Raw genomic sequence first — 13677 nt, forward strand, 5'->3', positions numbered from 1 at the left:
TGCGCGCCCAGCGAAGCCACCTCGGCACGTGCGGGTCCAGAGGGAGTCGTCGTCAACTGGACAAGGAGCCCCAATGCCCGATGCGCCCCAAAGCGCCGCCTCGCCCCGGGAAGTCGCCCCCGCGTCGCGGCTCAGCCTCAAACCGCGCAGCCTGTTCGCCACCTTCTTTCTGGCGTTCATCCTGGTGGATGCCCTGGGCACCCTGTTGTTTACCCTGCACAGCTATCGCCAGGCCCGCGATGCCAGCAGCCAGAGCATCGACTATCGCTTGATGAGCGCGGCCTTGGCGCTGCCGGAAATTCTCGGCGAGGACTATCTCGCCCAATTGCAGGATCCGGCCCAGGCCGATCCCGAACGCTACCAGCGAACCCTGATCACCCTGGATCGCTATGCCCGCAAGGCCGGGCTGGCGTCGCTCTATGCCTTCGTCAAGGACGGTTCGAGCTTTCGCTTCATCATGGATTCGGCCAACGAGGAAGAAATCCGCGTTGGCTACTTCGGCGACTATCGCCAGCTCTACGATCAGGCCCCGCCGGAACTCGGCGCCGTGTTTGCCGATCATCAACCTCGTTTCGCGGAATACCAGGATAACTTTGGCAGTTTCCGTTCCCTGTTCCTGGCCATTCCCGGGCAGGACGGGCAAGCAGTCGTCATAGGGGCGGACATGTTCATGGAAGGAATAGCAGCGGCAGAGCAGTCGGCTCTGCTGGATTCGCTGCTGATAGGCGCGATCATCTTTGCCTTGGGGGCGTTGGTCAGTCGAATACTGGCAGGCGCCCTCAACCGCTATCTGGCCCGCCTCGGGCAGGCCACCGAACGCATCGCCGATGGCGACTATCAACTGGGCCTCAAGGAAGGGCGGGACCCGGTCGGTCGGCTGGGTCGCGCCATGAACCAGATGGGCGCCGCCCTCGCCGCGCGCGAGCGGCGCATTAGCCAGCTGGCCTTTCGTGACATGCTCACCCGCCTGCCCAACCAGGTGCGGCTAGTCCTGGAGATCCGCCAGCGCATCGAGCGCGCCGCAGCCGGGCGTTTCGCCGTCTTGCTGCTGGACGTGGCGAACTTCCGTAACATCAACGAACTGCTTGGCCAGGAGGGCGGCGACAAGATCCTGCGTCATCTGGCCCGCCGGCTAAGGGTCGCGGCGCCGGAAGAGAACGGCGTGGCGCGGATCGGCGCCGACACCTTCGTGTTGCTGTTGCCCTGGTTCGACGGCGCCTCGGCGGAGGCGGCGCTGCTGTCGCTGCGCAACCTGGTGGAGAAACCCTTCGTCAGTGGCAATCAGCGGGTATCCCTGCGCATCACCTTCGGCATCGCCTGCTACCCCGAACACGGCACCAGCGCCGAGGCCCTGCTGGCCAACGCCGAGACCGCCCTGCAGGATGCGCGCCGGCGGCAGCTGCCCTTCGCCTTCCATGATCCGGACCAGGAGCGCCAGCGGCAGCTCGGCATTGCCATGCTCGATGCCCTGGACCTCGCCGTGGATCACGACCAGTTACGGCTCTATCTGCAACCCAAGATCGCGCTGCCGGATGGCCGGGTCGAGGGCGCCGAAGTCCTGATCCGCTGGCAGCATCCGGAACTGGGCCTGCTCAAGCCGGACGCCTTCGTCGGTATCGCCGAACAGAGCCGCAAGATCTGCGACATCACGCTCTGGGTACTGGAACGTTGCATGCACCTGCAGCGCGAGCGGCAACTAGGTGCCCTCAAACTCAACGTCAATCTGTCGCTGCTGGACCTCGAGCACCCAGCCTTCATCGCCCGCATCGGCCGGCTGCTGGACGAGACGGGTGCCGTGGCCGCCGGCTTCTGCCTGGAGATCACCGAGTCCCGGGCCATGAGCAATCCGGTACAGGTGCTCGACTGCCTGCGCCAGCTCAAGGCCATGGGCTTCGAATTGTCGCTGGACGACTTCGGCGCCGGGCATTCCTCGCTGGCCTGCCTGAGCAGCTTTCCCATCGACGAGCTGAAGATCGATCGGCAATTCATCGAGCACTGCCAGCTACCCGGCGATCAGGAGGTGATCAGGCTGCTGGTCCAGCTGGGCCAGTTGCGTGGCCTGCGGGTGGTGGCCGAAGGCGTGGAGACCCACCAGGCGCTGCAGGTCCTCACCGAGCTCGGCTGCGACCAGATCCAGGGTCAACTGGTGGCAGGTGCCCTGTCGCTGGACGACTTCCAGCGCTGGTATGCCGGGCAGGAGCAGGGTTACTGGGCGCTCCGGGCCTAGGCAAGAGGTCAAGCTGGTGATCGCAGCCGGTAGCTGATGCTCGCTCTATATCCGGAAAAGCACGAAGCCGCCTGGCGGCGGCTTCGGCAGACGGACCCTGGCGCTCTTAGAAGCGGTAGGTCAGCTGGGCACCCAGGCCGTGGGCGCTGTTGTCGTATTTGGCGCTGTAGCCTGCCTTGGTCGAGGTAGCGGGGCGATTGATCGACACATCGTCTTCCCACAGATAGGCATAGGCCACATCGATGGTCATGTCCTTGGTCGGCGACCAGCCTGCGCCCACCGAGAAGGTCTTGCGATCGCCCACCGGGATGCGCACGTTGCGGTTGCCGTTGTCCGCCGGGGAGGGGTCGATGGCCATGCCGGCACGCAGCACCCACTGGGGATTCAGCTGATAGGCCGCGCCGATGGCGTAGGACCAGGTGTCCTTCCAGTTGAGCTCTTCCGTCACGGTTGCCAAGGGCGAGCCCAGCACCGGCAGGGTGGGGGTGCCCTCGTTCTCCACGTCGATCGACTTCAGGCGACTCCAGCGGGTCCAGGTGGCGCCGGCGTACATCGTCCAGTCGTTGTTCAGCCGATAGGTGAAGGAGGCATCGCTGCTCTCTGGCAGGGTGATGTTGAGGCTGGCGTCATACTTGCCATTGAGGCGGCTGACCAGGGCGTTGGTGATGGGGCTGGCCTGGCTGTTGGCGCCAGTCACCTCGGTGTTGCCCTTGAGCTTGTAGGTGACCTTGGAGTGGTAGGTCAGGCCGAAGGTCAGGTCATCGGTCAGGTCCGCCAGCAGGCCGACGTTGAAGCCATAGGCGGTGTCGTCGCCATCGATCTTGACCTGGCCATCCTGGGTGCTGCCGAAGTTGACGTTGCTGTTGAGCTTGCCTTCGATGCGGTTGATGGTCGGGCCAAAGCCGACGGACACCTTGTCGGTGATCTTGTAGCTGACGGTCGGCTGGATGGTGATGACTTCCACCTTGCTCGCCTGACCCTGGTAGCGACCCTGGAAGGCGTGCTCGTAGTTGCTGATCAGCGCATAGGGGACGTAGACACCCAGGCCGAAGTGCAGGCGGTCATCCACCGGCGTCACGAAATAGCCGAAGGGCACCACCGAGTTGGGCACCATGTCGCCGTCGTTGCTGCCCTGCACGGCCTGGCCGTTGGCGTAGCGACCACTGGCGTCCTTGATGTCGATCTTGGCGTGGATGTAGGCGCCACCCAGGGACACCTCACGGCCCAGGCGGGACATGCCAGCCGGGTTGCCATAGATGGTGGAAGCGTCCTGCGCGGAGGAAGAGCGTCCGGCGAAGGAGGTACCCATCCCGCTGACACTCTGTTCGTTGATAGCCAGACCGTTCGCCAGGGCATAGCCGGAAGCGCTCGAAACGGCCAATGCAAGTAGGGTCAGTTTTATTGTTTTCATGCTCTTGCAGCTCCATTGAAAGGCGAGAAGCGCTTACCTCCGCGGATTCCCAAGTCCGAGTGAGTACCTGCGCACACTCAGCTTTTAGCAGGCCCTGCTTGCGAATACAAAAAAAACTATTCGGTCACGTTTGGTTCGGGGCGGTCATCAGGCGTTCATCCGACGAACCCGCCTGGAAAGCCGCTGAATGCCACGTTTCCCGGTGTGTGACAGGGGCGTCAAGCGGCACCGAAGAACCGGCCCGGGTGGCTTATACTGTCGGCTCATCTGTTCGGAGTGCGCCCTTGACTTCTGCCCCTCACTGGATCCGCGACGATGCGGCACTGGCTGCCCTCTGCGAGCGCTGCCAGACCCTGCCCTTCATCGCCCTCGACACCGAATTCATGCGGGTCGACACCTTCTATCCCAAGGCCGGTCTGATCCAGATCGGCGACGGCGAAAAGGCCTACCTGGTCGATCCCCTGTGCATCGGTGACTGGACGCCTTTCGCCGCGCTGCTGGAGGACCCGGCGGTGGTCAAGGTGCTGCACGCCTGCAGCGAAGACCTGGAAGTGTTGTTGCGCCTGACCGGCAGCCTGCCGCAGCCGCTGTACGACACCCAGCTGGCGGCGGCCTATCTGGGGCTGGCCCATTCCATGGGTTATTCGCGGCTGGTCGCCGAAGTGCTCAAGATCGACATCCCCAAGGACGAGACCCGCTCCGACTGGCTGCAACGGCCGCTGACGCCGTTGCAGGAGCGCTACGCGGCAGCCGACGTGACCTATCTGGTCGACGTCTACCACTACCTGAACGCGCGTCTGGATGATCAGCGGCGCACCTGGCTACTGGAAGATGGCGCTGAACTGGTCGCCAATCTGCGGCGCATCAGCGATCCCTGGGAAGCCTACCGCGACGTCAAGCTGGCCTGGCGCCTGTCGCGCCAGCAGTTGGCGGTGCTGCGGGTGCTCTGCCACTGGCGCGAGGTCAGTGCCCGCGAGCGCGATCAGCCGCGCAACCATGTCCTGCGCGAACGCTCGCTGTGGCCGCTGGCGCGTTTCCAGCCGACCGACAAGCAGGCCCTGGCGCGCATCGACGACATGCACCCGCGCACCGTGCGCCAGGACGGCGATACCCTGCTGGCGCTGATCGCCGAAGGTGCGGCCACCCCGGCTGACCAATGGCCAGAGCTGCAGGCCGAGCCCTTGCCTCACGAGGCGTCGTCGCTGCTCAAGACCTTGCGTGCTATTGGCGAACGCGATGCCGAGGCCCTGGGCATGGCGCCGGAACTGATGTTGCGCAAGAAGGTGCTCGAAGCCCTGCTACTCACCGGTTGGCCCGATGGCGACTACCAACTGCCGGCGAACCTGCGCGGTTGGCGCCGCGAACGCTTCGGCCAGGCCCTTCTCGATCACCTGCAGGCGCAGCGCACCCCGCCGGCGCCCCTGGAAGACACCCCATGAAACTGCTCTGCTCCATCTACCGAAGCCCGCGCAAGCCGGAAATGTACCTCTATGTCGACAAGCTCAAGGGCCTGACTCTGGTCCCTGAAGGCTTGCTCGCGGCTTTCGGGCCTCCGGCACTGGCCTTCGAGTTCGTGCTCACCCCGCAGCGCACGCTGGCCCGGGAAGACGTCGCCAAGGTCCTCGAGAACATCGCCAAGCAGGGCTATCACCTGCAGATGCCACCGCCGGAGCTGGAGCGCGACGACTACATCGAGCACCTGCCCGAAGAACTGCTGCGTCTCAACGATCCGCTATGACCGCCGTCCTGCTGCTGGAAGACGCGGCGGCCGGCTATGTCGAGGCCTGGCGCCAATTGGCGCCGGCGCTGGAACTGCAGGTGCCGACGGACCCGGTCGAGGCCGTGCGTCTTGCCCAGCGGCCATGCTACTGGCTCGGCCAGCCGGATCGTGCCGCAGCCCTGCTGCGCGAGGGCGTCAAGCCGCTCTGGCTGCAATCCACCTGGGCCGGCTATGCGCCGTTGCTGGCGGCGGACCTGCCAGACGATTATCGCTTCAGCAGAGCAGTAGGGCTGTTCGGCCAGAGCATCGGCGAATACGTCCTGACCTATCTGTTGCAGCATGAGCGCCAGGTGGCCGCGCGTCAGCTCAGCCAACGCGAGGGGCACTGGGACACCCGGGTGCCGGGCACCCTGGCCGGGCGGCGTCTGCTGCTGGTCGGGGCAGGGGACATCGGTCAGGACATCGCTCGTCTATTCGCGCCGTTCGGCATGATCCTCACCGGCGTCGCCCGCAGTGCACGAACCTCGCCTGGCTTTGCCCGGGTGGTGCCGCTCGCGGAACTGCACCAGGTGGCGCGGGATGCGGACTTCGTGGTCAATCTGTTGCCGGACAGCGGCAGCACCCAGGATCTCTACGATGCGGACTTTTTCGCCGCCTTGCCTGCGGGTGCCTTGTTCATCAATGCCGGACGCGGCACCAGCGTGGTGGACGCCGAGCTGATCGCCGCGTTGGAGAGCGGGCAGCTGGCCGGGGCGGTGCTCGACGTGTTCCGTCAGGAGCCGTTGCCGGCCGAGCACCCTTTCTGGCGGACGCCCAACCTGCACCTCACCGCCCATGTCGCCGGGCCCACGCCGCCGGCGGCGGCGGTCCGGTTGTTTCTCGACAATCTCCAGCGCCTGCAACAGGGGCAGCCCCTGCGTGGCGCCGTCGAGTTGGCCGCTCAGTCGAAGGTATAGGGGCCGGCCACCGCCAGCTCCTCGACGGTCAGGCGCGGACTGGGCAACTCGCGCCCCTGCAGGGACTCCGGCAGGCTGGCCTTGTCGCCCAGCTTGCCGATGGCGACCGCCAGCTCGACCTTGAACGCCGCCGGCACCTTGAGTTCGCGCTGGATGCCTTCGCGGTCGATCCCGGCCATGCCGTGGGCGTGCCAGCCCGCATTGGTCGCCTGCAGTGCCAGGTAGGCCCAGGCCGCACCGGCATCGAAGCTGTGGCTGGGGAAGGGGACTTCCTCGCCACTGCTGGCGCGCAGCAGGGTGGTCTTCGACAGGATGATCACCAGCGCCGAGGCGTGCTGCGCCCAGCCGCGGTTGAATTCACTAATCAGCGACAGGAACAGCTCCCAATGGGCGTCGTCGCGACGTGCATAGAGGAAGCGCCAGGGCTGGGCATTGAAGGCTGACGGCGCCCAGCGCGCGGCCTCGATGAAACCGAGCAGGGTCTCTTCCTCGATGGCGACCGGGTCGAAGGCGCGGGGCGACCAGCGCTGGACGAACTGGGGATCGACGGGATACTGGGGCGTACGGCTGCTGCTGGTCATGGCTTCACCACGGGAGGAAAGGGGAGTCCGGCACGGTAATCCGGTCGGGCGGCGTCGACAAGGGCGCGAACGGTGCTTGGCGCTCGCGGCGTGCGGCACTAGACTGCGCGCCCCCTTTCCTTGCCACGATCTCTGCCATGGCCGCCATCACCCAGCCGTTCTGGAAGCGCAAGACCCTCGATCAGCTCGATGCCCTGGAATGGGAGTCGCTGTGCGACGGCTGTGGCCTGTGCTGCCTGCAGAAGCTCGAAGACGAGGACGACGGCGCCGTTTATTACACGCGCATCGCCTGCAAGCTGCTGGATCTCAAGACCTGTCAGTGCAGTCGCTACGCCGAGCGCACCCGCTTCGTCCCCGACTGCATCCAGCTCACCCCGGCCCAGGCCGACCAGTTCGCTTGGCTGCCGCCTACTTGCGGCTATCGCCTGGTGGCCGAGGGCAAGGATCTGCCGGAGTGGCACCCGCTGATCTGCGACGACCGCGAGGCGGTGCACAAGGCCGGCATTTCCCAGTCTGGCCGCATGCTCAGCGAAACCCAGGTCGCCGAAGACGACTGGGAAGACTATCTGATCTTTCGCGCAGGCTGATCCCGGCCTCAGACCGCCGCGGGGCTGGTCCGCAGCGGAGCGGTCAGGCCTGTTGCGCGATGGCAGCGTACCTCCGCCAACTCACCTGGCAGCAGTGCCTGAGGTCGCTCGCAACCGGTGCCCGCCTGCGGACAGCGATCCCGAAAGAAACAGCCCGTCGGCAGTACTCGGTTGCCCGGTAGCTCGGTGCGCTGTGCCGCGGCATTGCCCGTGAGCGGCTGATCCAGCCGCGGCACCGCCTCCAGCAATAGTCGGGTATAGGGGTGGCTGGGCTGCTCCAGCACCTCTGCCGCCGCCCCCAGCTCGATGATCTGCCCCAGGTACATCACCGCTACCCGGTCGGCCAAGTGGCGCACCACCGAGACGTTGTGGGAGATCAGTACGAAGGTCAGGCCGCGATCGCGTTGCAGCTGGGCCAGCAGGTTGAGGATCTGCGCCTGCACCGAGATGTCCAGGGCCGAGGTGGGCTCGTCGAGAATGATGACGTCCGGATCCGACGACAGCGCCCGGGCGATGGCAATGCGCTGGCGCTGGCCGCCGGAGAATTGGTGCGGGTAGCGATCCAGGTCTTCGGGACGGATACCGACCTGCACCGCCAGGCGCTCGGCCAGGGCGCGCAATTCGACAGAGGAGCTGCGACCCCGCACCACCAGCGGCTCGGTGATCAGCTTCCACACCGGCAGGCGCGGATCCAGCGAGGACTGGGGGTCCTGGAAGACGATCTGGATGTTGCGTTCGCCACGGGCCGAGCCTTGAAGGGAGCCGCTCACCGGCTCCACCAGCCCCATCAGGACCTGGGCCAGGGTGCTCTTGCCGCAGCCGGATTCGCCGAGCACGCCCAGGGTCTCGCCGGAAAATAGTCGCAGGTCGATGCCGTTGAGGGCATGGGCCTGGCCCTTGGTACGCCCGAGCCAGTCGCGGCCCACCGGATAACGTACCTCGATGCCGCTGAGCTCCAGCAGTGGTACGGCGGGCGGGGAAAAGGTGTTCATGCCGGGGCGTCCTCCGCCTGCAGCCAGCAGGCGCTCAGGTGATCGGGGGTGTCCGTCGGCAGCAGTGCGGGGCGCGTCTCGCAGCGCTCATGGCGCCGACTGCAACGATCCTTGAAGCTGCAGCCGCCAGGTAGCTGGGCCAGGTTGGGCACCTGTCCGGGGATGCTGGCCAGGTCGCTGCCGGGCACCGCCTTTTCCGGCAGGCAGGCCAGCAGGCCCTGGGTATAGGGATGCCGGGGTGCCTGCATGACCGCCGCGGTAGCCCCCTGTTCGACGATGCCGCCGGCGTACATCACATAGACGCGATCGCAGAATTGCGCGACCAGTGCCATGTCATGGGTGATTAGCAGGATGGCGGTACCCCGGGCCCGTGCCTTTTCGCGCAGCAGGAGCAGCACCTGGCGCTGCACCGTGACGTCCAGCGCGGTGGTCGGCTCATCGGCGATCAATAGCTGCGGATCGCAGGAGAAGGCCAGGGCGATCATGATGCGCTGGCGCATGCCGCCGGACAGCTCGAAGGGATAGCGTTCGAGGATCTGCTCGGGATCGGCGATATGCATGTCCTTGAGCAACTCGATTGCCTTGGCGCGGGCCTGGGCGGCATCCAGCGCGGTATGGCGGCGAATTACGTCCAGCAGCTGGCGACCGATGCGCCGCGTCGGATTGAGCGCCGTCATCGGCTCCTGGAAGATCATCGCCGCCTCGCGGCCGCGTACTTCCATCAGCTGGCGCTCGCTCAAGGCGAGCATATCGTGGCCCACCAGGTTGACGCTGCCGCCGGTGACCCGGTAGCTGCCGGGGGGCAACAGGCCGAGGGTGAGCATGGCGGTGACCGATTTGCCCGAGCCTGATTCGCCCACCACGCCGACGATCTCGCCGGGGGCCACACTCAGGCTGACGCCGTTGAGCGCCTTGGCGCTGCTGCGAAAGCCGGGGAATTCCAGATTCAGCTGGTCGATGTGCAGAACGGACTGGCCCATGTCATTTGCCCTTTTGGCGAGGATCGAGCAGATCGCGGATGCCATCGCCCAGCAGGTTGAAACCGATGGCGGTGACCAGGATCGCCAGGCCCGGGAAGGTCGAGTACCACCACTGGTCGAGGATGAAATTGCGGCCGCTGGCGACCATCACGCCCCATTCCGCGGTGGGCGGCTGGGCGCCCAGGCCGATGAAGCCCAGCGCCGAGGCCATGAGAATGGCGTTGCCGATGTCCAGGCTGAATTGCACCAGCAGCGGCGGCATGGCGTTGCGGGCCACGTGCCAGTGCACCAGGTGCCATTTGCCGGCGCCGAAGGTGCGTGCTGCCTGGACGTAGGCCAGTTGGCGGATGCTCAGGGTCTGGCCGCGCGCCAGGCGCACATAGAAGGGGATGCGCACCAGGGTGATGGCCAGCATGGCGTTGAACAGACTCGGCCCGAGGGCGGCGGCCAGGGCCATGATCAGCACCAGCGAAGGCACCGAGAGGATGATGTCCATCAGGCGCATCATCAGCCGGTCGAAGGCACCGCCGACGATGCCCGACAGGCAGCCGAGCAGGCCGCCGATGGCGCAGGCGGCAAAGGCCACGAACAGGCCGACGCCCACCGATTGGCGGCTGCCGTAGATCACCCGGCTGAGCAGGTCGCGACCCACCTCGTCGGTGCCGAACCAGTGCAGGGCGCTGGGTGCCTGCAGGCGGGCGGTGAGTTTCAGCGCGTTGGGCTGATAGGGGGCCAGCCAGGGCGCGGCGACCATGCACAGCAGCACCAGCAGGGTGATCACCAGCCCCGTGAGCATCAGCGGATTGCGGCGGATCCGCCAGGCCAGCCAGGCGGTCTGCTCGCGCCAGCGGGGGCGCGCAGCGGTGAGGGTCGTCATGCTAGTTCACCTTGCCGATGCGGGGATCGACCAGCCGGTAGAGCAGGTCGATGAAGCGGTTGAGCAGGACGTAGATGAAGGACACCACGATGGCGAAGCCCATGACCGCCGGGAAATCCAGCGCCTGGATCGACTTGACCACATAGGCGCCCATGCCCGGCCAGGCGAACACGGTCTCGGTGAGCACCGCGCCATAGAGCAGGTCGCCCAGGGCCAGGCCGATCACCGTGATGGAGGGAATCAGCGCATTGGGCAGCGCATGGCGCAGCACCACGGTGGTCTGCGACAGGCCATAGGCGCGGGCGGTGCGGATATAGTCCTCGCCCAGCTGTTCGAGCATGGCGCCGCGGATCTGCCGGGTGATGACGCCGAGATTGACGAAGGCTAGGGTCACCGCCGGCAGCAACAGGTGTCTGGCCGCACTGACGAAGCCGGTGAGATCGCCCGCCAGCAGGGTATCGATCAGATAGAAGCCGGTCACCGTCGGCGGTGGCGTCAGCCCCTGGTCCAGCCGCCCGCCGCCCGGCAGCCAGCCGAGATGCCCGTAGAACAGCACGATCAGCCCCAGGCCCAGCCAGAAGGCTGGGGTGGAGATGCCGGCCACCGCCAGGGTACGGCTGATGTGATCGATCCAGCGGTTGTTGTAGACCGCCGAGAGCACGCCCAGGGGTACGCCAATGAGGATCGACAGCAGCAGCGCCGCCAGGGCCAGCTCCAGGGTGGCCGGAAAGAACAGCTGGAGGTCTTCCAACACCGGGCGATGGGTGCGGATCGACTGGCCCAGATCGCCCTGCAGCAGGTCCCCCATGTAGCGGAAGTATTGCTGGTAGAGCGGCAGGTCCAGACCCAGCTGCTGACGGATACCGGCGACGATTTCATCGCTGGCACGCTCGCCGGCGATCAGCCGCGCCGGATCGCCCGGGATCAGGTGGGAGATGACGAAGGTGATCAGGGATACCCCGATCACCACGATGAGGATATCGGTCAGCTGCTTGCGCAGCAGATGGAAGAAGGCCATGGCATACCTCGCGAGGCGGGTGCCGGAGCGCGCCGGCACCCGTCGCCCTTACTTGGACATCGCAGCGAAATTGAAGACCTGCTCGAGCATGGGGTTGAACACGTACCCCTTGACCGCGGCGCGCATCGGCACCGTGTAGGCCTTCTGGTAGAGGTAGGCGTAGGCGGCGTCGCCCACCACGATCTTCTGGGCCTCCTGGTACAGCGCCTTGCGCTGAGCCACGTCACTGACGCTGGCGGCGTCGCGTAGCAGCTGATCCACCTTGGGATTGCTGTAGAAGGCGCGGTTGCCCGCTAGTCCCGCATTGGTGCTGTCGAACCAGAAGTTCATGAACATGTAGGGGTCGGCGAAGTCCGGACTCCAGTTGCCGATGGCGACGTCGAAGTCGCCCTTGCCCAGGCGTTCGCGGAAGGTGGCGTTGGCCAGCTTCTCCATCTTCAGGTTGACGCCAAGGGTGCCCAGGCCCGCCTGCAGGGTCAGGCCGATGGGCTCCCAGGCCGGATCCTTGTCCGAGTAGAGGAATTGCAGCTCCCGCACCTTGGGCGCCTTGCCCAGGGCGGCCTGGGCGGCTTCCAGGTCCTGCTTGGGCATTGGCAGACTCGGATCATGCCCCCACATGCCGTCCGGGATCGGGCCGTTCATGAGCTTGGCCTTGCCCATGGCGATGCCATCGACGATGCCCTGGTAGTCGAGGGAGTCGACCACCGCCTTGCGCGCGTTGACGTCGTTCAGGGGCGCGCGCCTGTTGTTGAGGTAGAGGTAGGTCACCCGCAGCGAGGGGTAGGCGGTGGTGACGAAGCCGGACTTCTGCGCCAGCGCCTTGACCTGGTCTTCGGGCAGGTCCTCGATGATGTCCAGATCGCCCTGTTCCAGTTGCAGGCGCCGTACCGAAGGCTCGGCGATGATGCGGATCACCACCTGTTTGAGCGTGGGCGCCTGGCCGGCGTAGTGCGGGTTGGGCTCCAGGGTCAGCGACTGGCCCTTCTGCCAGGCGGCCAGGCGATAGGCGCCGGAGCCGGCGGTATGGCCGGCCAGCCAGGCGTCCACGTCCTTGCCGTGGGTGCTGGCCACCTTGGGGTTGATCACGCTGGCGCCGTCGTGGGCCAGGGCGAAGAGGAAGGGCGCGAAGGGCTTCTGCAGGGTGAATCTGATCGTCTGCGGATCCACCACGGTCACCGCCATGTCCGCCGGGAAGATGCTGGACGGGCCCTGCTTGAGCTTCATCAGGCGCTCGACCGAGAACTTGACCGCCTCGGCGGTGACCTCGCTGCCATCGTCGAATTTGTTGCCGGGCTTCAGGGTGAAGGTCCACACCAGGTTGTCGGGGGAGACGGTCCAGCCGCTGGCCAGGTCGCCCTCGACGTCGGTGCTGCCCTTGCCGTCTTCCACCTTGTAGCGCATCAGGCGCTGGTAGGCCGGATAGGTCACGGTCCAGTCGTTGTTGTCGAAGGTCACGCCCGGATCGACGGTCTGCAGATCCGCAGGCTTGCCGATGACCAGGGTGTCGGTCGCGGTGGCGGCGCTGGCCGGTTGCCAGGCGCCGAGGCCCAGCAGGGAAACCAGGGCGAGCACGCGGGACGCCGATGAAACGCAGGTGCGCGAAGACGAGAACATGCCGGTACCTCGGATTGTTTGGGTTTATGGGTGTTTCGGCAGTGGGCAAGGCGGTCGAGCGATGGGCTCGCGGCGCCGGATTCGAATGACCCGGTCGCCGGCAGGATCAGTTCAGCAGGGCGGCGAGCTCCTCCTGGCTGAGATGGTGGTAGTCGATCAGCGCATAACGACGGGCGTCGGGCAGTTCGAAGTGCCACCACTCGCTGGGGATGAAGGTGAAGCCGGCGCTCTGCATGATGCCCAGCAACAGCAGGCGGTTGCGCTGGGCGGCAGCGGGTAGCGCCGGATTGAACAGATGCGACAGCTCGCGCATGTCGTCGAAGCCGGTACCCATATCCAGCGGTTCACCGGCCTCGTCGAGCAGGGTCACGTCCACGGCCACGCCGCGGCTGTGGTGCGAACCCTGCGCTGGATCGCTCACGTACTGGGCGTCGGGCAGCACCCGCCACAGCAATTGCTGGGCATAGGGCGGGCGGTAGGCATCCAGCACCTGCAGGCGCAGACTGGCCTGTTGCGCCAGCGCGCTGGCGCGCTGCAGGCGGGCGGCGGCATCCCGGTGCAGCAGGCAGTGGGCGTCCTGATAGAGCACCTTGCCGGCCAGGTTGTCGGCGGTCGCATAGACCAGGTGGATGTCCACACCATAGTGGTGGGCGTCGATCTCGACGAGTTCCGGATGGTTCACGGTACGGGATGCTTCCTTGGAGTAAAGAGGGG

Annotated in this window: 13 protein-coding genes; 5 read left to right on the forward strand and 8 right to left on the reverse strand. The window is 66.1% G+C overall.

Going from position 1 to position 13677, the window contains the following annotated elements; genetic code table 11:
- Positions 1–73: 73 nt before the first annotated feature.
- Positions 74–2227 (forward strand): putative bifunctional diguanylate cyclase/phosphodiesterase, encoded by a 2154-nt coding sequence (locus tag AX284_RS10935; RefSeq protein WP_068385370.1) that lies wholly within the window; start codon positions 74–76, stop codon positions 2225–2227.
- A gap of 106 nt (positions 2228–2333) precedes the next feature.
- Here AX284_RS10935 and AX284_RS10940 read toward each other — a convergent pair whose 3' ends face one another.
- Positions 2334–3638: an OmpP1/FadL family transporter gene (locus AX284_RS10940; protein WP_064306621.1), complete on the reverse strand. Its 1305-nt coding sequence runs from the start codon at positions 3636–3638 to the stop codon at positions 2334–2336.
- A gap of 284 nt (positions 3639–3922) precedes the next feature.
- Here AX284_RS10940 and rnd point away from each other — a divergent pair, with 284 nt between their 5' ends.
- Genes rnd through AX284_RS10955 form a run of 3 tightly spaced genes read left to right on the forward strand, consistent with a single transcriptional unit; the run spans position 3923 to position 6314 of the window.
- Positions 3923–5077, forward strand: coding sequence for a ribonuclease D (rnd, locus tag AX284_RS10945; protein WP_068385373.1), 1155 nt, complete (start codon positions 3923–3925; stop codon positions 5075–5077).
- A complete protein-coding gene (locus tag AX284_RS10950) occupies positions 5074–5376 on the forward strand; it encodes a YcgL domain-containing protein (protein ID WP_017638854.1) in 303 nt (100 codons plus the stop codon). Before rnd ends, AX284_RS10950 begins: the two co-directional genes overlap by 4 nt.
- A complete protein-coding gene (locus AX284_RS10955) occupies positions 5373–6314 on the forward strand; it encodes a D-2-hydroxyacid dehydrogenase (RefSeq protein ID WP_068385375.1) in 942 nt (313 codons plus the stop codon). The genes AX284_RS10950 and AX284_RS10955 overlap by 4 nt, the downstream gene beginning before the upstream one ends.
- Here AX284_RS10955 and AX284_RS10960 read toward each other — a convergent pair.
- Positions 6299–6895, reverse strand: a complete 597-nt coding sequence (locus AX284_RS10960) for a nitroreductase family protein (RefSeq protein ID WP_017638852.1) — start codon at positions 6893–6895, stop codon at positions 6299–6301. The two genes, AX284_RS10955 and AX284_RS10960, sit on opposite strands and share 16 nt — an antisense overlap.
- A gap of 137 nt (positions 6896–7032) precedes the next feature.
- Between AX284_RS10960 and AX284_RS10965 the strand changes: the two genes are divergently transcribed.
- Complete coding sequence (locus AX284_RS10965) at positions 7033–7482, forward strand: YcgN family cysteine cluster protein (RefSeq protein ID WP_068385378.1); 450 nt, start codon at positions 7033–7035, stop codon at positions 7480–7482.
- A gap of 8 nt (positions 7483–7490) precedes the next feature.
- On the opposite strand, the gene AX284_RS10970 is transcribed toward AX284_RS10965, so the two are convergent.
- The 6 genes from AX284_RS10970 to ddpX all read right to left on the reverse strand — a co-directional run bounded on the left by AX284_RS10970 (position 7491) and on the right by ddpX (position 13645).
- Positions 7491–8474, reverse strand: coding sequence for an oligopeptide/dipeptide ABC transporter ATP-binding protein (locus AX284_RS10970; protein WP_068385382.1), 984 nt, complete (start codon positions 8472–8474; stop codon positions 7491–7493).
- Complete coding sequence (locus AX284_RS10975; protein ID WP_017638850.1) at positions 8471–9454, reverse strand: ABC transporter ATP-binding protein; 984 nt, start codon at positions 9452–9454, stop codon at positions 8471–8473. The genes AX284_RS10970 and AX284_RS10975 overlap by 4 nt, the downstream gene beginning before the upstream one ends.
- A 1-nt stretch (position 9455) precedes the next feature.
- Positions 9456–10331, reverse strand: coding sequence for a D,D-dipeptide ABC transporter permease (gene ddpC / locus AX284_RS10980; RefSeq protein WP_017638849.1), 876 nt, complete (start codon positions 10329–10331; stop codon positions 9456–9458).
- Position 10332: 1 nt separating this feature from the next.
- Complete coding sequence (locus AX284_RS10985; protein ID WP_068385385.1) at positions 10333–11349, reverse strand: ABC transporter permease; 1017 nt, start codon at positions 11347–11349, stop codon at positions 10333–10335.
- A 48-nt stretch (positions 11350–11397) separates the two neighbouring features.
- Positions 11398–12963: an ABC transporter substrate-binding protein gene (locus AX284_RS10990; protein WP_068385388.1), complete on the reverse strand. Its 1566-nt coding sequence runs from the start codon at positions 12961–12963 to the stop codon at positions 11398–11400.
- A 106-nt stretch (positions 12964–13069) separates the two neighbouring features.
- On the reverse strand, positions 13070–13645 hold the full coding sequence (gene ddpX / locus AX284_RS10995) for a D-alanyl-D-alanine dipeptidase (RefSeq protein ID WP_068385392.1): 576 nt from the start codon (positions 13643–13645) through the stop codon (positions 13070–13072).
- Positions 13646–13677 lie beyond the last annotated feature (32 nt).

It is taken from the genome of Pseudomonas sp. HUK17, assembly GCF_001566765.1.

What these genes read in the sequence shown, in the direction of transcription:
- AX284_RS10935 (WP_068385370.1), top strand. Translation starts at nt 74, where the DNA reads ATGCCCGATGCGCCCCAAAGCGCCGCCTCGCCCCGGGAAGTCGCCCCC.
- AX284_RS10940 (WP_064306621.1), bottom strand. Translation starts at nt 3,638, where the DNA reads ATGAAAACAATAAAACTGACCCTACTTGCATTGGCCGTTTCGAGCGCT.
- AX284_RS10950 (WP_017638854.1), top strand. Translation starts at nt 5,074, where the DNA reads ATGAAACTGCTCTGCTCCATCTACCGAAGCCCGCGCAAGCCGGAAATG.
- AX284_RS10955 (WP_068385375.1), top strand. Translation starts at nt 5,373, where the DNA reads ATGACCGCCGTCCTGCTGCTGGAAGACGCGGCGGCCGGCTATGTCGAG.
- AX284_RS10960 (WP_017638852.1), bottom strand. Translation starts at nt 6,895, where the DNA reads ATGACCAGCAGCAGCCGTACGCCCCAGTATCCCGTCGATCCCCAGTTC.
- AX284_RS10965 (WP_068385378.1), top strand. Translation starts at nt 7,033, where the DNA reads ATGGCCGCCATCACCCAGCCGTTCTGGAAGCGCAAGACCCTCGATCAG.
- AX284_RS10970 (WP_068385382.1), bottom strand. Translation starts at nt 8,474, where the DNA reads ATGAACACCTTTTCCCCGCCCGCCGTACCACTGCTGGAGCTCAGCGGC.
- AX284_RS10975 (WP_017638850.1), bottom strand. Translation starts at nt 9,454, where the DNA reads ATGGGCCAGTCCGTTCTGCACATCGACCAGCTGAATCTGGAATTCCCC.
- ddpC (WP_017638849.1), bottom strand. Translation starts at nt 10,331, where the DNA reads ATGACGACCCTCACCGCTGCGCGCCCCCGCTGGCGCGAGCAGACCGCC.
- AX284_RS10985 (WP_068385385.1), bottom strand. Translation starts at nt 11,349, where the DNA reads ATGGCCTTCTTCCATCTGCTGCGCAAGCAGCTGACCGATATCCTCATC.
- AX284_RS10990 (WP_068385388.1), bottom strand. Translation starts at nt 12,963, where the DNA reads ATGTTCTCGTCTTCGCGCACCTGCGTTTCATCGGCGTCCCGCGTGCTC.